15 protein-coding genes are annotated in these 17,591 nt (G+C 71.7%); 4 read left to right on the forward strand and 11 right to left on the reverse strand.

Annotation, left to right across the window (positions count from 1 at the left end; all coding sequences use genetic code 11):
- Positions 1 to 38: 38 nt before the first annotated feature.
- Positions 39 to 1,295: a hypothetical protein gene (locus AC3ETA_RS23635; RefSeq protein ID WP_432194886.1), complete on the forward strand. Its 1,257-nt coding sequence runs from the start codon at positions 39 to 41 to the stop codon at positions 1,293 to 1,295.
- Here the strand turns inward: AC3ETA_RS23635 and AC3ETA_RS23640 are convergent.
- The 4 genes from AC3ETA_RS23640 to AC3ETA_RS23655 all read right to left on the reverse strand — a co-directional run bounded on the left by AC3ETA_RS23640 (position 1,292) and on the right by AC3ETA_RS23655 (position 6,451).
- The gene (locus tag AC3ETA_RS23640) at positions 1,292 to 2,608 is read right to left on the reverse strand and encodes an Nramp family divalent metal transporter (protein WP_432194887.1); all 1,317 of its coding nucleotides are present in this window, start codon (positions 2,606 to 2,608) and stop codon (positions 1,292 to 1,294) included. The genes AC3ETA_RS23635 and AC3ETA_RS23640 overlap by 4 nt on opposite strands.
- A 51-nt stretch (positions 2,609 to 2,659) precedes the next feature.
- Entirely contained in the window at positions 2,660 to 3,016 is a 357-nt protein-coding gene (locus AC3ETA_RS23645; RefSeq protein WP_432194888.1) for a hypothetical protein, read from the reverse strand.
- A 76-nt stretch (positions 3,017 to 3,092) separates the two neighbouring features.
- Positions 3,093 to 4,016: an anti-sigma factor RsbA family regulatory protein gene (locus tag AC3ETA_RS23650; protein ID WP_432194889.1), complete on the reverse strand. Its 924-nt coding sequence runs from the start codon at positions 4,014 to 4,016 to the stop codon at positions 3,093 to 3,095.
- Positions 4,017 to 4,078: 62 nt separating this feature from the next.
- Positions 4,079 to 6,451 (reverse strand): ATP-binding protein, encoded by a 2,373-nt coding sequence (locus AC3ETA_RS23655; protein WP_432194904.1) that lies wholly within the window; start codon positions 6,449 to 6,451, stop codon positions 4,079 to 4,081.
- A 363-nt stretch (positions 6,452 to 6,814) separates the two neighbouring features.
- On the opposite strand from AC3ETA_RS23655, the gene AC3ETA_RS23660 reads away from it, so the two are divergent.
- On the forward strand, positions 6,815 to 8,164 hold the full coding sequence (locus tag AC3ETA_RS23660; RefSeq protein ID WP_432194890.1) for a M14 family metallopeptidase: 1,350 nt from the start codon (positions 6,815 to 6,817) through the stop codon (positions 8,162 to 8,164).
- Here the strand turns inward: AC3ETA_RS23660 and AC3ETA_RS23665 are convergent, their stop codons facing one another.
- From AC3ETA_RS23665 to AC3ETA_RS23685, 5 genes are all read right to left on the reverse strand, one after another.
- Positions 8,165 to 8,743: a hypothetical protein gene (locus tag AC3ETA_RS23665; protein ID WP_432194891.1), complete on the reverse strand. Its 579-nt coding sequence runs from the start codon at positions 8,741 to 8,743 to the stop codon at positions 8,165 to 8,167.
- Positions 8,744 to 8,797: 54 nt separating this feature from the next.
- Positions 8,798 to 10,276: a GntP family permease gene (locus AC3ETA_RS23670; protein WP_432194892.1), complete on the reverse strand. Its 1,479-nt coding sequence runs from the start codon at positions 10,274 to 10,276 to the stop codon at positions 8,798 to 8,800.
- A gap of 115 nt (positions 10,277 to 10,391) precedes the next feature.
- On the reverse strand, positions 10,392 to 10,802 hold the full coding sequence (locus tag AC3ETA_RS23675) for a RidA family protein (protein WP_432194893.1): 411 nt from the start codon (positions 10,800 to 10,802) through the stop codon (positions 10,392 to 10,394).
- Entirely contained in the window at positions 10,799 to 11,560 is a 762-nt protein-coding gene (locus tag AC3ETA_RS23680; protein ID WP_432194894.1) for an IclR family transcriptional regulator, read from the reverse strand. Before AC3ETA_RS23680 ends, AC3ETA_RS23675 begins: the two co-directional genes overlap by 4 nt.
- A complete protein-coding gene (locus AC3ETA_RS23685; RefSeq protein ID WP_432194895.1) occupies positions 11,557 to 12,699 on the reverse strand; it encodes a sugar kinase in 1,143 nt (380 codons plus the stop codon). Before AC3ETA_RS23685 ends, AC3ETA_RS23680 begins: the two co-directional genes overlap by 4 nt.
- A 138-nt stretch (positions 12,700 to 12,837) precedes the next feature.
- On the opposite strand from AC3ETA_RS23685, the gene AC3ETA_RS23690 reads away from it, so the two are divergent.
- Positions 12,838 to 14,109: an amino acid deaminase gene (locus tag AC3ETA_RS23690; protein WP_432194896.1), complete on the forward strand. Its 1,272-nt coding sequence runs from the start codon at positions 12,838 to 12,840 to the stop codon at positions 14,107 to 14,109.
- A gap of 12 nt (positions 14,110 to 14,121) precedes the next feature.
- Positions 14,122 to 15,747, forward strand: a complete 1,626-nt coding sequence (locus AC3ETA_RS23695) for an N-acyl-D-amino-acid deacylase family protein (RefSeq protein WP_432194897.1) — start codon at positions 14,122 to 14,124, stop codon at positions 15,745 to 15,747.
- 25 nt (positions 15,748 to 15,772) lie between these two features.
- On the opposite strand, the gene AC3ETA_RS23700 is transcribed toward AC3ETA_RS23695, so the two are convergent.
- Positions 15,773 to 16,702 carry a S1 family peptidase gene (locus AC3ETA_RS23700; protein ID WP_432194898.1) on the reverse strand — a complete coding sequence of 310 codons (930 nt, stop codon included), beginning with the start codon at positions 16,700 to 16,702 and terminating at the stop codon, positions 15,773 to 15,775.
- A 352-nt stretch (positions 16,703 to 17,054) separates the two neighbouring features.
- On the reverse strand, positions 17,055 to 17,591 hold a 537-nt coding region (locus AC3ETA_RS23705), incomplete at its 5' end, for a hypothetical protein (RefSeq protein WP_432194899.1).

The following is a 17,591-nucleotide window of genomic DNA, read 5'->3' on the forward strand; positions in this document are numbered from 1 at the left end:
CCTCCTGACGACCCGACCCTCACGAACGGTGGTTTGCCATGCCTGTGGAACACGACGAGGAACACTTCGAAGGGCGGCTCGGTCACGCCCTGCACGACCTCGGCGACCGCTTCGAGGCCGACCGCACCGCGCTCGCCGACGCCGGCCGGGCACGGGGACGCCGGCTGCGGCTCAGGCGCCGGGCCGCGGTGGCCGGCGGCGCCGCCGGTATCGCCCTGATCGGCGTGGGCGGGGCGCTGCTGGTGCCCTGGGGCGGCACGCCTGCCCCGCGGCCGTCGGGCTCCGACGTGGCGCAGCAGCCCTCGGGCACCCCGACCGCGACTCCCGTCACGGGCAGCCGGCTCATCGAGGCGCTCGAAGGGCTGCTCCCCGAGGGCGAGTTCAGCGCGCAGGAGGCACGCGGCACCGACGAGGGCCCCATGCTGCCGCCGTACGTCCGTCTCGTGTTCGACGACGGAAAAGGCCCCGCGGCCGTCGCCGTGGGCCTCGACCGGATCGAGCCCGGCAGCGACCGGGCCCGTGAGACGACGGACTGCCCGGACAAGGCGCTGGTCCCGCACGACAGCTGCGTCACCGACCGGCTGCCCGACGGATCCCTGCTCAAGCTGTTCCAGGGCTACGAGTATCCCGACCGGCGCGCCGACACCAAGCTGTGGTCGGCCGACCTGCTCACCCCGACCGGGCAGCACATCTCCCTCAGCGAGTGGAACGCCGCGGCCGAGAAGGACGCGCCGATCAGCCGGCCCACGCCCCCGCTGTCCACGGCCGGGTTGAAGGAGCTGGTGACGGCGCAGGTGTGGCGCACCGTCGTCGACTCCCTTCCCGAGAACCCGAAGAAGCCCACGACGGCGGCCACCCAGGACGACGCAACCGGGGAGCCGGGCACCGAGGCGGTCCTCGGCACCCTGCGGCCGCTCCTGCCCGAGAACGTCGACGTCGTCGACAAGGGCAGCGACTACACCTACCTCGTCCTCGACGACGGCAAGGGCCGCAGCTACGTCCAGATCGACGTCCAGCACGGCATGGGCGACGTGGCGGACGAGCTGTTCGGCGGCGGCTCCGAGACCCTGCCCGACGGCACGAAGGTCGCCTTCCGCGAGAGCGGCGGCGACAAGGGCGTCGCGGGCGCCGTGATGTGGACCGTCGACACCCTGCGCACCGACGGCTTCCGGGTCGTCGTCAGCGCCCTGAACGCCGGGACCCAGCACGGCGCCCCGACCCGCAAGGCCCCCGCCCTCACCAAGGACCAGCTCAGGGAGATCGCCCTGAGCCCCGAGTGGGACCGGTACCGCTAGAAGAACTCCGACCACGGCTGGTCCCAGACCTGCTTCACGCACAGCACCACGAACAACAGCCCGGCGATCGCCAGCATCACGTTGCTGAGCGGGCCGTTGCGCCATGGCGCGGGCGTGCGGGAGGAGTTGAGGAGCCAGATCAGGGTGCCGGCGAGGAACGGCAGGAAGGCGGCGCCGAGGACGCCGTAGATGATGATCAGGCGGAAGGGCTGGTCCTGGAAGAGCAGGACCATGGGCGGGAAGGTCAGCCACAGCAGGTACGCACGGAACGGCCAGGAGCGTTCGCGTGCGCCGGAGGCGACCTCCTCGCCCTTCTGCTCGTCCTGGCCCCGGAAGCGGGCCACGAAGTCCGCGAACATCAGGCTCACGCCGTGCCAGACACCGATCAGGGACGTGAAGGAGGTGGCGAAGAAGCCGATCAGGAAGAACTTGGCGGTCGCCGTGCCGTACTCCTCCTCCAGGATGCCGCTGAGCTGGAGCAGCCCCTTGTCGCCGCTCGCGATGGCCACGTTCGCGGAGTGCAGCAGCTCCGCGCCGACGAAGAGCATCGCGACCACGAAGATGCCGGTGGTGATGTACGCGACGCGGTTGTCGAGCCGCATCACCTTCATCCAGCCGGTGTTCGTCCAGCCCTTGGCGTTGACCCAGTAGCCGTACGCGGCAAGGGTGATGGTGCCGCCGACGCCGCCGATCAGGCCCAGGGTGTTGAGGATCGAGTCCTTCTCGTCGGGCAGGACCGGCAGCAGTCCGGCGAAGGCGTCCCCGAGGTTGGGCGCGACACGGATCGCGAGATACACCGTCACCACGAACATGACGCCCACCAGGACCGTCATGACCTTCTCGAAGACCGCGTACTTGTTGAACCAGACGAAGACCAGGCCGACCAGACCGCAGGCGATGGCCCACCACCGAAGGTCCATCACGTCCGGGAACAGGGCCTGCAGCGGCAGCGCGCTGGAGGACATCGCGGCGGCGCCGTAGACGAAGCCCCAGATCACGACGTAGACGCCGAAGAACCAGATGGTCCAGCGGCCGAGGCTCGCCCAGCCGTCGAACAGGGTGCGGCCGGTGGACAGATGCCAGCGTCCGGCCGCCTCGGCGAGGGAGATCTTGACCAGACAGCCGATGACGGCGGCCCACAGCAGGGTGTAGCCGAAGTTGCTGCCCGCGATGAGGGTGGCGACCAGGTCGCCGGCGCCGACGCCGGTCGCGGCGACGACGATGCCGGGCCCGATGTAGCGCCAACGGGACTTGCCCGATGGGGTGTCGGAGGATGCCTCAGTGTCCGTGGGGTTTCCTGTGGTGTCCGCCATGCAGATCAAGAAAGCCTAAAGAGGCGGACCCGGCAAGGGGGCGGGAGGGGATCAGTCCGCTCCGCGGAACGATCCGCCGACGACCAGCCCGGGCGCACACCGGCACGTGCCGAGCTCGAACCACACCGTTTTGCCCACCCCGTCGCGCACCTCGCAGCGCAGGATCCCGTGCGCGGCGGACAGGGTGAGCCGGAAGCGGGTCGCAGCCTGCCGCAGCGCGTTCGCGGCGAGGTCGCTCACCAGGCGCTCCGCCACGTCCACCAGGTCGTCGAGGTCCGCGAGCCCCCATCCCTCCAGCTGCCGGCGGACCGCCGCGCGGGCCTCGCCGACCGCGGCGGGGCGGGGCTCGTACTCGACGCTCAGATGACCTGCGCCCAGGGGCGGCTGGGGATAGGAGCCGTACAGCATGGGTCCAGGGTGACGGGTGCGAGGGCACGGCCGCAGGGGGAGAAATACCCGATTCCATACCTGCGTGCGCACTCCGCTACCCGTACTGGAGCCGTACGCTCGCACCCTCCCGGTCGTCGCGGACGTCGACATATGCGCACACCTGGCGGGCGAACCACAGTCCCTGCCCGGGTTCCGGTTCCACGCGCGGCGGCGGTACGAACCCGGCCAGCGGGTCCTCGACGCGGCGCACGGCACGCAGTTCGCAGACGCATGCCGGGGCCTCGCCCCACAGCAGGGCGCCCTCCAGCGGGCCGAGCGCGGCGGCCGCCTCGGTGACGGCCGTGGCGAACAGCTCCCCGTCCGCCGCGGACAGTCCCTGGACGGTGGCCCAGGTGCGCACGGCGTCGGCGGCGGGGACCGGACCGGACAGGTACTCGGCGTCGGCGGGCGGCGAGGGCAGCGGCACGGCGTCGAGCTCGGCGGCGAGCCGGACCGGGTCCACGTACACACCGGTGTGGGGGTGGGCCCGGCGTGCGGCGGCGACGATGGCGTGGCCGGCGACCCGGGTGTCGTAGGCGCACAGGGCGGTCGTGGCGAGCGGGGCGAACAGGAGGTTGGCGAGCGCCTCGTAGCGGATCCACTCGGCGGTCTCGCGCGGCGAGCGTCCGGCCCGCCCGCCCCAGACGGGTTCCATGAGCAGATGGATACGGCCGCCGGGGCCGGCGTTGGCGGCGAGGTGACCGGCGCTGCGGGCGATGGCGTTGGCGGCGGAGCCGGTGTACCACTCGGTGTGCGGGACGAGGACGACGTCCTTCACCTCGTCGCCGAGGGCGTCGCGCAGGAGGTCCAGGTTGCCGGGCGCGGCGATGGCGACCGGCGGCGGCTCGTCGGGCGCCCCGAGGGCCTCGGTGAGGAAGGGCAGGGCGGCGGCGAGGAATTCGTCGTCGCTGCGGAAGACCGCCATGCGGTGGTCGAAGCAGTCCTGCGGCGGGGTGGACGGGACGGGTCGGGTGGTCATCGGTACGGACTCCCCTCGGATACGGGTCGACGGCGGTGGGGCGGCCTCGTGGGCCGTGGGCGTCAGCGCTGCGCCGCCACCCAGGCGGCGATCTGACTGCGCTTGTTGAAGCCGAGCTTGCGCAGGACGCGTTCGACGTGGCCCTCCGCTGTGCGCCGGGCGATGACCAGGCGGTCGGCGATCTGCTGGTTGGCGAGGCCCTGGGCGACGAGTTCGGCGACCTCGCTCTCGCGGCGGGTGAGGCGGACGCCGGTCGTCGACGGGGCGGATCTGTGACGGCCGTTCGTCCTGCGGCCGGCCGTGGGCCGGGTGGCGTCGCCGACGGCGTACTCGACGGTCCGGGCGAGGTCGAGCGCGGCGCCGCGCTCGTAGGCCCGCCGGTAGTCGGACGGGCCAAGTCCCGCACGTGCCCGGGCCTCGCTGTCGCGGCGGGCGGAGGTGAGGGTCGCCGAGCCCCAGCGGCCGCGGTCGATGGCGGTCCAGGTGCGGTCGGCGGCGCCGAGCAGGGCGGCCGCTCGCTCGTGGGTGCCCTGCTCGACGGCGGTGCGGGCCAGCAGGTCGAGGGTGAGGGCGATGCCGATGACGTCGTGCACGGCGATCTTCAGACGCAGGGCGTGGCGGGCGTGGTGCTCGGCGCGGTGCCAGTCGCGCCGCACGGTGTGGGCGAGGGCGAGCATCCGCAGGACGTAGGAGTGCACCCACTCCTCGCCGTGCCGCTCGCACATCCGGCGGGCGGTCTCGCAGACCTCCACGGCACGGTCGGCCTCGCCCAGGAAGCCGAGGGCGCAGGCGAGTTCGACCTGGTCGAGCCCGTGCAGGCTGAGGTGCTGGCCGGGGACGGGGCCGCGCGCGACGCTCGCCTCGAAGTGCCTGAGCGCGGTCGGCAGGTCGTCCATGAACAGGGTGATGACGCCGATGACGTACTCGGCGTGTGCCGTCTCCGCCGCGTCGTCGAGGTCCTGGGCCAGGAGACGGGCGTCGCGGGCGAGGGCGAGGCCCGCGGTCAGGGCGTGGGTGGCGGCGGCCAGGAGGCCCGCGATCCACAGGCCGCGCGCCCGCTCGGGGGTGGGCTCCGGGTTGGCGGCGAGGGCGCGGTCGAGCCAATGGCGGCCCTCGCGCGGGGCACCGCAGGCGTGCCAGTAGAACCAGAGGGTTCCGGCGAGCCGCAGGCCCGCCAGGCGCTCGTGCGCGGTGGTGAGGCTGAAGTCGAGGGCGGTGCGGAGGTTGTCCTGGTCGGCCCGCAGCCGGGCGGCTGTTTCGCGCTGGCCCGGCCCGAACCAGCCCCGCTCGCAGGCGGCGGCGCGGCGCAGCATCCAGTCGCGCTGGAGCCGGCGTGCGGCGGCCTCCTCGCCGGGCAGGGCGCGCAGGCGGTCCAGGCCGTAGTGGCGGAGGGTGTCGAGGAGGCGGTAGCGGATGCCGTCGGGGCCGGACTCCCGGGACAGTACGGACTTGTCGACGAGGCCGGTGACGGCGTCGAGGACGTCGTGCCGCTGGATGGCCTCCTGCTCCTCGTCTCCCCCGTCGGCCGCGCCCGTCGCCGTGCACACGGCCTCCGCCGCCTCCAGGTCGAAGCTCCCCGCCAGTACCGACAGCCGTGCCCACACCGACCGTTCGCGTTCGGTGCACAGTTCGTGGCTCCAGTCGACCGCGGCGCGCAGGGTCTGGTGGCGGGGCAGGGACGCGGGGCTGCCACCGGTGAGGAGGCGGTAGCGGTCGTCGAGGCGGTCGAGGAGCTGCTCGACGTCGAGGACCCGTATCCGGACGGCGGCGAGTTCGATGGCGAGGGGGAGCCCGTCGAGGCGGTGGCACAGGCGGGCGACGGCGGCCCGGTTGGCGGCGGTGAGGCGGAAGCCGGGGACCACCGCGGCGGTCCGGTCGGCGAACAGGGCGAGTGCCGGTGAGCCCTCGGGCGCGGACAGGTCGCCGTCCGGGTCGGGGACCGGCAGGGGCCGCACCTCCAGGAGGTGTTCCTCGGTGAGGCCGAGGCGGTGGCGGCTGGTGGCGAGGATCCGTACGCCGGTCGTGCCGTGCAGCAGGGCCGCGGTGAGTTCGGCGCAGGCCGTCGGCAGGTGCTCGCAGTTGTCGATCAGCAGGAGCAGCCGGCGGTCCCTCAGCTGTGTCACCAGCGCGTCGAGCGGTGGCCGCGCGGAACGGTCGGGCAGGTCGAGCGCGTCGGCTGCGGCGAGCGGCACGAGCGCCGGGTCGTCGAGGCCGGAGAGCGGCACGAAGCGCACGCCGTCCGGGAAGGTGCGCCGCAGGCCGGCCGCGAGACGTGCGGCGAGGCGGGTCTTGCCGACGCCGCCGGGCCCCGTCAGGGTGACGAGCCGGGCCCTGGCCAGCAGTTCGCGTCCGGCGGCGAGTTCACCGCGCCGGTCGACGAAGCTGGTCGTCTCGACCGGCAGCTGCCGGTCCCGTCCAGGCGCCGATCCGCCCATGATCAGCCGTTCCTCCGGGGTGATGTCGAAGGGAGCGGGAAGTCCGCGGCCCGGGAGGCGGCGGGTGCGCCGGTCCCCACCGACCCGTCGCTCCCGCCGTTCCCCCCTTGCGCGGATCACCACACTCCCCCACCCGGCACCGTCCCGCATGCCCGGCTCACACCCGCGGGTGGACTTCCCCGTGGACCGCTCGGCACCAGGGCCGTACGCGTACACTGCGCGGCCGATTTTCGGATGGTTCACACCCCCGAGCCCCTTCGCACCCTTGACCTGTTCATGCCACCGCCGCACCATGAGCGCCACACCCGCACCAAGTACGTACGTCGCACTGAACCCCACCCCCCACTCCCACAAGGAGAATTCATGCGACTTCGCATACGCGGCTCAGGCGCCCGGAGCGGCAGACGGACCGCCGCCCTCGCCGGCCTGCTCGCCCTCGCCCTCGCGGCGCCGCTCTCGGCGAACGTCTCCGCGAACGCCGACAGCGCCACCAAGGCGGCCTCCTCGGCCGACGACATCCGTCAGTACGAGGTCCGGCTGCACGGCGGCGCCGAGGCCCGCACCGCACTTCAGCGCACCGGCGTGAGCGTGGACGCCACCGACGACCACGGCGTCGTCGTCTCCGGCCGGGCCGACCAGATCAAGAAGCTCAGGTCGCTCGGCTACGACGTCACCCCGCTCGGCGCGGTCCCCGACCGGTCCGCCGGCGAGGACGACGTCCGGCTCCACGACTTCCCGTCCGGCGACTCGCGCTATCACAACTACGCGGAGATGACGAGCGAGATCGACTCGATCGTCTCGGCCAACCCCTCCATCGCGAGCCGGCGTGTCATCGGCACGTCGTACCAGGGCCGCAACATCGTCGCCATCAAGATCAGCGACAACGTCGGCACCGACGAGGCCGAGCCGGAGGTGCTGTTCACCCATCACCAGCACGCCCGTGAGCACCTCACCGTCGAGATGGCGCTGTATCTGCTGCGCGAGCTGACCTCGGACTACGGCAGCGACTCCCGGGTCACGTCCATGGTGAACAACCGTGAGATCTGGATCGTGCCCGATCTCAACCCGGACGGCGGCGAGTACGACATCGCCACCGGCTCCTACCGGTCGTGGCGCAAGAACCGCCAGCCCAACTCCGGTTCGTCGGCCGTCGGAACCGACCTCAACCGCAACTGGGCCTACCGCTGGGGCTGCTGCGGCGGCTCGTCGGGGTCGACGTCCTCACAGACCTACCGTGGCGCGTCCGCCGAGTCGGCGCCCGAGGTGAAGGTGGTCGCCGACTTCGTGCGCAGCCGCGTCGTCGGCGGCAAGCAGCAGATCACGGCCGGGATCGACTTCCACACCTACAGCGAGCTGGTGCTGTGGCCGTTCGGGTACACGTACTCGGACACCACGACCGGGATGACGGCCGACGACCGCAACGCGTTCGCCGCGGTCGGGCAGAAGATGGCCGCGAGCAACGGCTACACGCCGGAGCAGGCCAGCGATCTGTACATCACCGACGGGTCGATCGACGACTGGCTGTGGGGCAACCAGAAGATCTTCTCGTACACCTTCGAGATGTACCCGCGGTCCGGCGGAGGCGGGTTCTACCCGCCCGACGAGGTGATCGAGCGGGAGACGTCCCGCAACCGCGATGCGGTGCTGCAGCTGCTGGAGAACGCCGACTGCATGTACCGGTCCATCGGCAAGGAGGCCCAGTACTGCTCCTAGCTACTGGGCGTCGGACTCCTCGGCGGCCTCGGCTTCGGCACCCTCTTCGAAGTAGGCGTCGAGGACCGCGTCGAGCTGTTCGTCCCACTCCTTGAAGCTGCTCCTGGCCGTCGCCTCGATCTCGATCGGGTACCAACGGCGGTCAGGAGTGTGCACCGTGACGGTGTAGCGCTTCCCGAAGCGCGGGGACTCGGTCTCGATCGCGCCGATCTCGTCCCAGCGGAATTCGCACTCCTGGTCGTCGAGGGTGAGCCGAACGCCCTTGTGATCGACGACGATCCGGGCCCGGCGGTCGGCGGCCTCGAAGACGGGGCCGTCCACGGGGGCGTCCTCCTCGTCGTCCTCGTCGACGGCGTCTTCCACGTCGTCATCGGCCTCGTCGATGCCGTCGGCGGCCTCCGTCCCGGGCTCGTCGGCGTCGTCGAGGGCGGTCTCCTCCGCGTCGGCCTCGTCGGCCGCGTCCTGCTTCTTCGCACCCTTGGGCGCGACGGACGCGGGCGAGGTGAGACCGGGGATGAAGGCCGGGTCGAACCCGGCGCCCTCCAGGGGCTGGCTGCCTGAACCTATGCGCTGCTCCACAGCCGAGCAGTATGGTCGACAACCCTGTGTCCCGCGCAACCAGCCCCCGCATCGTTATACGAACAGGCTCAGCGCCGCCGCCACCACGAACCCGGCCACCGACAGGACACTTTCCAGCACGGTCCACGTCTTCAGCGTGTCCCGCTCGCTGATGCCGAAGTACTTGGCGACTATCCAGAAGCCGCCGTCGTTGACGTGCGAGGCGAAGATCGAGCCGGCCGAGATGGCCATGATGACCAGGGCGACGAAGGCCTGGGAGTGGTCGCCCCCGGTGAGCAGCGGAGCCACGATGCCGGCCGTGGTGACGATGGCGACCGTCGCCGAGCCCTGGGCGACCCGAAGGACCACCGAGATGAGGTACGACAGCACGAGCACGGGCAGCCCCACGTCGTTGAAGGTGTCGGACAGGGCCTGGGCGACGCCGCTGGCCTTGAGGACGGCGCCGAAGACACCGCCCGCGCCGACCACCAGGAGGATGTTGCCGACGGGCTTCAGGGAGGAAGTCGACACCGCTTCGAGGGACTTGCGGGACCAGCCGCGGCGGATGCCCAGCAGGTAGTAGGCAAGCAGCAGGGCGATCGTCAGGGCCACGAACGGGTTGCCGAAGAACTCGACCACCGAGCGGAGGGTGGAGGGGTCCAGGGCGATCGAGGAGAACGTGGCGGCCAGGATCAGCACCAGCGGCGTACCGATGATGCCGAGCACCGTGCCGAGCGGGACCGGGTTCTCCTGGGGCTCGACCCCGGCCTCCCGCTGCTCGTTGACGACCGCGAGCTTCGCCTCGGCGGCCGCCTCGACCATGTCCTGCGGCACGGCGACGAAGATGCGCTTGCCGATCCAGGCCGAGAACACCCACGCGGCCAGCACCGCCGGGACGCCGCAGACGATGCCCATGAGGATGACCCAGCCCAGCTCGACGTGGAGCAGGCCGGCCGCCGCGACCGGACCGGGGTGCGGGGGCAGGAAGGCGTGGGTCATCGACAGGCCCGCCAGCAGCGGCAGGCAGTACAGCAGGACGGACTTGCCGGAGCGCTTGGCGGCGGCGTAGACGAGCGGCGCGAGGACGAAGATGCCGACGTCGAAGAAGACCGGGATGCCGAAGATGAGGCCGGTGAGGCCCATCGCGAGCGGGGCGCGCTTCTCGCCGAAGAGGCGGAGCAGACGGGACGCCAGCACCTCCGCGCCGCCGCTGACTTCGAGGATCGCGCCGAGCATGGTGCCCAGGCCGATGATGATCGCGACATGGCCGAGGATGCCGCCCATGCCGGACTCGATGGTGGACACGGCGTCCGAGCGCTGGACGGTGCCGAAGAGTTCGGTGACGGAGAGACCGGCCATCAGGCCGACGGCTATGGAGACGGCGAGGAGCGCCACGAACGGCTGGAGGCGCGTCTTGATGATCAGGAAGAGCAGCAGGGCGATGCCGATGGCGGCGACGGTGAGGAGACCGGCCGTGCCGTCGATCAGGAGGAGCAGGCCGCCGGTGTGGGACGGGGTCTCGGGGGTGGCGGCCGCGGCGAGCGGATGGGGCATTGGGGGGGGTCCTCTGCGTAAGTACATGGAGCTTTCGGGCAGGGGGGATCGCGGCACGGCGCCCAGGGGGTGCGGGCCGCCGTGCCGTTCACGGGTGCGGGGGGTTGAGGAGGCGTCAGCCCAGTACGGCCAGCGCGTCGATCTCGATGAGCAGGCCCGCGGGCAGACCGACGTAGACGGTCGTGCGGGCGGCGGGCGGCTGGGTGAGCCCCTGCTCCCCGAAGTAGGTGTTGTAGAGGTCGTTCATCTCGGCGAAGTGAGCGACGTCCGTGAGATAGACGCGGATCATCATCACGTCGTCCCAGGAGGCACCGCCCTCCTGAAGGATCGCCTCGACGTTGGCGAGGGTCTGGAGGGTCTGCTCGCGCAGGGTGGGACCGGCCGGCGTCGGGGGCTGCCCCTCGACCGCGGGGAGGAAGCCGACCTGACCCGCGACCTGGAGGATGTTCCCCTTCTTCACGCCGTGCGAGAACTTCGCCGGGGGCGTGGTGTGGGTCTTCGGGGTGAGTGCGGTCTTCTCGGTCATGCCGTGCCCTTCGCTGGGTTTCTGCCGGAGTACTCGCCGCTGATGTCGTCCGCCGTACGGCGCACCAGCGGGAGCAGGGTGAGGAGTTCGTCGGCGGTGACGACCACGTTCGGGGCGGAGACCGACATCGCGGCGACGACACGGCCGTCGGCGCCGCGGATCGGCGCGGCGACGCAGTTGATGGACTCCTCGTGGCCACCGAGGTCGGTGGCCCAGCCCTGTTCGCGCACCTTGGCCAGTTCCCTGAGGAAGGCCTCCGGGTTCGGTGTCGAACGGGCCGTGTACATGGGGTAGTCGAGCTTCTCGGCCAGCGGGCGGCGCTCGTGCTCGGGCAGGTCGGCGAGCAGCAGCTTCGCCACCGCGGCGACGGTGATGGCGACGGGCTTGCCGATCCGCGAGTACATCCGCACCGGGTAGCGGCTCTCGACCTTGTCGATGTAGAGCACCTCGTCCTCCTCGTACACGGCGAGGTGGACGGTGTGCCCGCAGCTCTCGTTCAGCCGGACGAGATGGGGGTGGGCGATCTCGCGGATGTCGAGGTTCTCCATCGCCTCCTGGGCGAGGGCGATGAGGCGGGCGCCGAGGCGGTAGCGCTGGTCGGACTGGCGGTAGACCATGCCGTGCTCGTGCAGGGTGCGCAGCAGGCGCAGCGCGGTGGACTTGTGGACGCCGAGGCGGTCGGCGACCTGGCCCAGGTCCGCGGGGCCCGCGGCGAGCAGCGGCAGGATGCTGAGCGCCCGGTCGACGGTCTGGCTCATGGCGTACGTACCTCCTCGTCGGCCCGCTCGATGGCTTGCGTCCAGCCGGGGCCGAGTCGAAGTCTCTCCCACCCGGCGTCGCCCAGGGCGGCCAGGCGGTCGGCGGTGTCGCGGGCGGGGGGTGCGGCGAGGTCGCCGGGGGCGGTGAGGGTGGCGGCGGCCCAGAGGTGGCCGTGGCGCAGGCGATCCCGTACCGGCAGCCCGCGGAGGGTGGCGGAGAGGAATCCGGCGGCGAAGGCGTCGCCGGCCCCGGTCGCTGCCACGATCTCGACCGAGGGGGCCGGGACGAACACCGTCGGCTCCGAGGTGTCCGGCGCCGCGGCTCGGGCGGGCCGAGGGGGCTGTGCCGGCCCAAGGGGCGCGGGGAACTGCGCGACCGGCCACGACGAACCGGCAGCCGACACGAATGCGGCCGCCCCCGCCCCTCCTTGCTTCACCACCAGCACCAGCGGCTCGGGCAACGCCGCCCGCACCGCGTCCGGTCCGCCCGTGATCCCCCAGACCTCCTCCGCCTCGTCCTCTCCCACGAACACGACATCGGCACCACGCGCCAGTTCCAGCAGCACCCGCGGACCGTCGGCGTCACGCCACAGCCCCGATCGGTGATTCACGTCGAAGGACACGAGCGGGCGCCCCGCACGCGGTGCCGTCAGCTCCCGCATCAGGCCGAGACAGTCCTGCGACAACGCCGCCGTGATTCCCGACAGATGCAGCACCCGCCCTGACCGCACCGCGGCCAGGTCCACGTTCTCCACGGACATCGCCGACGCCGCCGAACCCGCCCGGTAGTACGCCACCTCGTGCGCGTCCGACGCCCGGTCGCCCGCCGTGCGGAAGTACACGCCGGTCGGACGCCCGCGGTCCCTCCCCACCGCCGAGACGTCGACGCCGTGTCCCGCGATCGCCTCCAGCAGATGGTCGCCGAACCCGTCGGACCCGACCCGGCTCACCCACCGCACGGTGTGCCCCGCGGCGGCGAGCCCGCAGGCGACGTTGGACTCCGCGCCCCCGATCGCGCGCTCGAACGACGGCACGTCGGCGAGGCGTCCGGGCCGCGAGGGAAGGAACGTGACCATGGACTCGCCGAGCGCGACGACATCCACGCCGTCGGGGGCATTGCAGGGTCCGGTGATGGTCACGATCGTCGTAGCTCCAGGGCTTGTGCGGGTGGAACGGCGGCTCCGTTGACCCGCGGTTGGCCGAGATGTTAGACAGCGGTAAGCGATATACGCAATGGGCGTTGCAGCAAATGCAACACCACAGATCAGGGAGGTTCCATGAGCAACGAGGCGCTCGCCGGTCTGGCCGAGGAACGCGTCGACCACCGCTTCAAGGGCCTCCCCCCGGACGCCGACGGCCTGACCGTCGCCGAGCTCGCGGCCCAGCGCCGCAACCTCTTCACCGGCGGCTTCGCCACGCCCGTGCTCGCGCTCTCCGCCGAGCGCCTGGAGCACAACCTCGACCTGATGGAGACGTACGCCACCCGGCACGGCCTCGCCTTCGCCCCGCACGGCAAGACCTCCATGGCTCCGCAGCTCTTCCAGCGGCAGATCGAGCACGGAGCCTGGGGCATCACGCTCGCCGTGCCGCACCAGGTCCGGGTGGCGCGGGCGTACGGCACCGAGCGGATCTTCCTGGCGAACGAACTCGTCGACGCCGCGGCCCTGCGCTGGATCGCGGCCGAGCTCACCGCCGACCCGGCCTTCCGTCTGGTCTGTTACGTCGACTCCGTGCGCGGCGTGGAGCTGATGGACGCGGCGCTGCGCGACGCCGGGGCCACCCGGCCGGTGGACGTCGTGGTCGAGCTGGCGGCCGGTGAGGGCGCCCGGACCGGGGTCCGTACGGAGGCGGAGTGCGCCGCCGTCGCGGACGCCGTGGCGGGCGTGACGACGCTGCGGCTGGCCGGAGTGGCCGGCTACGAGGGCGAGGTCCCGCAGGCGGACCCCGAGCGGGTGCACGCATGGCTGCGCCGGCTCGTGGCGCTGGCCGTCGAGTTCGACAAGGCGGGCCGGTTCACGGGGCTGGAGGAGATCGTCGTCAGCGCGGGCGGCAGCGCCTGGTTCGACGCGGTGGCCGACGTGTTCGCCGAGATCCCCGAACTCTCCGTGCCCGTGCTGAAGTTGCTGCGCTCGGGCGCGTACGTCTCGCACGACGACGGCCACTACCGCAAGCTGACCCCCTTCAACCGGGTCCCGCAGGAGGGCGCCCTCGAACCCGCCTTCCGGCTCTGGGCCCAGGTCGTCTCCCGCCCCACCCCCGAGCAGGCCTTCGTCAACGCGGGCAAGCGGGACGCGGCCTACGACCTCGACCTGCCGTTCGCGCAGGTGGTGCGGCGCGACGGCGCCGAGCGCCCGGCCACCGGCATCTCGGTGACCGCACTGTCCGACCAGCACGCGTGGCTGGCGACGACCGGGGAGGCGGACCTGGAGGTCGGTGACTGGGTCGGGATGGGGCTCTCCCACCCGTGCACGTCGTTCGACAAGTGGCAGCTGATCCCCGTCGCCGAGGCGGACGGGACGGTCGTCGACTACATCCGTACGTTCTTCTAGGAGGGGGCGGTCGTGGAAGAGCTCGTCATCCGGGACGCGGAGGTCGTGGACGGCGGCGGCGGTGCGTCCTACCGCGCCGACGTCGTCGTGGACGGCGGCCGGATCGTCTCGATCGTGCAGGAGGCCGCGGCGGCCGGCTGCCAGCGCCCGAAGGCGCGCCGGGAGCTGGACGCGGAGGGCCTGGTCCTGGCGCCCGGCTTCATCGACATGCACGCCCACAGCGATCTGGCGCTGCTGCGCGACCCCGACCACAGCGCGAAGGCCGCGCAGGGCGTCACCCTGGAGGTCATCGGCCAGGACGGCCTGTCGTACGCGCCGGTCGACGACCGCACCCTCGCCGAGGTCCGCCGCGCGATCACCGGCTGGAACGGCTCCGGCGACGACATCGACTTCGACTGGCGGTCGGTCGGCGAGTACCTGGACCGGCTCGACGCCGGATTCGAAGGCCGTGGCATCGCGGTCAACGCCGCGTATCTGATCCCGCAGGGCACGGTCCGCGCGCTCGCCGTCGGCTGGGAGGACCGCGAGGCCACTGCGGACGAGCTCGACCGGATGCGCCGGCTGGTCGCCCAGGGCCTGGAGGAGGGCGCGGTCGGCCTGTCGTCGGGGCTGACGTACACGCCGGGCATGTACGCGGGGGACGCGGAACTGACCGAGCTGTGCCGGGTGGTGGCGTCGTACGGCGGCTACTACTGCCCGCACCACCGCTCCTACGGGGCCGGGGCTCTTGAGGCGTACGAGGAGATGGTGGCCCTGACCCGGGAGGCGGGCTGCTCCCTGCACCTGGCGCACGCCACCATGAACTTCGGCGTGAACGAGGGCCGGGCGCCGGAGCTGCTGTCCCTGCTGGACAAGGCGCTCGCCGACGGCGCCGACATCAGCCTGGACACCTATCCCTACACGCCCGGCTGCACGACCCTCGTCGCCATGCTGCCGAGCTGGGCGAGCGAGGGCGGTCCGGAGGCGGTTCTCGCCCGGCTGGCTGACGACGACACCGCCGAGCGCATCCGCCACCACATGGAGGTCATCGGCGCGGACGGCTGCCACGGCGTGCCCATCGAGTGGGACACGATCGAGATCTCGGGCGTGAGCGACGCGTCGCTGGGGGACTTCGTGGGCCGCACGGTCCAGCAGTCCGCGCAGGCACGCGGAGAGGCGCCCTGGACGACCGCCCGCCGGCTGCTCCTCGACGACCGGCTGGGCCCGACGATCCTCCAGCACGTCGGCCACGAGGAGAACGTGCGCACGATCATGCGGCACCGCGTCCACACGGGTGGTTCGGACGGCATCCTGCAGGGCGCGAAGCCGCACCCGCGGGCGTACGGCACGTTCCCGCACTATCTCGGCCACTACGTGCGGGAGTTGGGGGTGCTGTCGCTGGAGGAGTGCGTGGCCCGTCTGACCTCGCGCCCGGCGGCGCGGCTGCGGCTGCCGGACCGGGGTCTGGTCCGCGAGGGACACCGGGCGGACCTGGTGCTGTTCGACCCGCGGACGGTGGCGGCGGGTTCGACGTTCGAGGAACCGCGGCGACTGCCGACGGGCATCCCGTACGTCCTCGTCGACGGCCGTTTCGTGATGGAGGACGGCCGCAGGACGGATGTACTGGCGGGACGGGCGGTCCGCAGGACGACTCGATGACGTACGGACCGCCCGCCGCGGGGCCTTACGGCTTGGGCAGCACGCACCCGCTCGCGTTCAGGTCGAGCTTGTTGTCGACGCCGAAGCAGGCGGGGATCTGGTAGGTCTGCTGGGCGTAGTTGATGCCCTGGTGAACGGTGACGTTGCCGCTCTCGTCGACCTCGCACGGGTTGTTGACCGTGCAGCGCTGGCCGTCCTCGTTGCCGGTGTTGTTGACGGCGACGACCTCGTTGGTGGCCTGGTCGATGACGGGGGAGCCGGAGGTGCCGCCGATGGTGTTGCAGGCGGAGGTGTAGCGGACCGAGTCCTTGAAGGTCCAGTCGCCTTCCTTGAGGCGGTAGGCGAACCCGTCGATGTTGCAGCTGTACAGCCGCTTCCAGTAGCCGGAGGCGACCGTGATGGCCGTGCCGGCGGTCGGGTGGCTGTCGGCCACGGTCAGCGCGTTGATCCCGTACGAGCTCTTGATCTGCGCGTACGTGGTGGTGAGCTGATAGATCGACACGTCCGTGTCGGTCATCGTGCCGTAGGCGATCTTGCCGGCGCGCAGGGTGGCGACCCGGCTGCCGTTGGCGTTGAGCAGACCGAACGTCCGGCTGGAGGCCCGGTCGACGACGACCTCACCGGGGCCCGGCATGCCGGTCTCCAGACAGTGGCCGTTGGACATCACCAGCGCGGGGTCGTTGTCCTCCGAGGCGGGGAACCGGACGACCGAGCCGGAGCAGTTGCTGAGCGAGACGGTACCCGCGAAGTTGACGGCCTTGACCTTGGGGGTCAGGACCTGGCCGAGCGTCTCCGCCGTGGCGGCGAGGGTGTCGTTGGCGACCGACGTGACGGAGGCCGTGTCCACCCCCTTGCCGAAGGAGCCGGCCGAGTCCACGTCAGCCGCGGCCGCGGGTGCGGCGCCGGCCCCGGCTATCGCCAGGGCGAGGAGGGCGGCGCCGAGCGGTTTTCTCATGTGGGGGTCCCCTCGTACGAGGAGGGTGACCGAAGAATCTCCGGCCACCCGCACTTTTGTCATGCGCATTGTCACGCAGGAGGGGGGCTCGGACAAGGAGTTGATTACCGGCGGGTTCGGGCCGTAGGGGTTTCCCTATCACGGGGAGCCAGGGGTGGCGGGCGGGCGGCGCAGGACGTTCACGGGAGGGCGATGAGATCGCCATACCCAGCACACCGGGGCTCCCCGAAGCGTTCCTCCAGCCCGGCGCGCAGCCTCCGGTTGCCGTCCACTATCCGTCAGGGCGTAAACGAAGCAAGCGCGAACCATGCCACAGGCAGTATCGCCGGTGGCTGACGGAGCCGCAGATGTCTCACACGTACTCGAAGTACCGGTCGTGCCAGTACGCCTTCCCCGCCTCCTCCTCATCGTCCTCGTCTCCGGTCACCTCGCCCGCCGCTACGAGCGCCGCGACCAGTTCCTCGTCTCGATGCGCCTCCAGGAACGTCGGTCCGTCGTACGGCTCACGGAGCAACTCGGCCGGGACGAAGGTGCACCCCGCTGCCGTACAGACGCCGTCGAGCCACGTCACGAGCTCCTCGGTCAAGCCCGCATCGCCGCTGGGCACCCCCTCACCGACCACCACGTCAGCAGTGACGAAGTAGTCGCCGAAGTTGCTCATCACGAACCGCATGGGCCGGCCAGGACCCGTCGCGTCCGCCGGGACATCGATGACACCGTAGAAACTGGCGTCCTGAGCCAGGCCCCCTGAGCAGGACGGACCGAAGCGTTCCCTCAGTGCGCTCACCAGCCGGGCGAAACACTCCCGCGAAGTGTCCAGGTCGAAATCCGCGGGGCGTTCCAGGTCGTGAGGGTCATCGTGCTCCAGCAGGAGCGCCCGGATCCGGTC

This window comes from Streptomyces sp. bgisy027 (genome assembly GCF_057710365.1).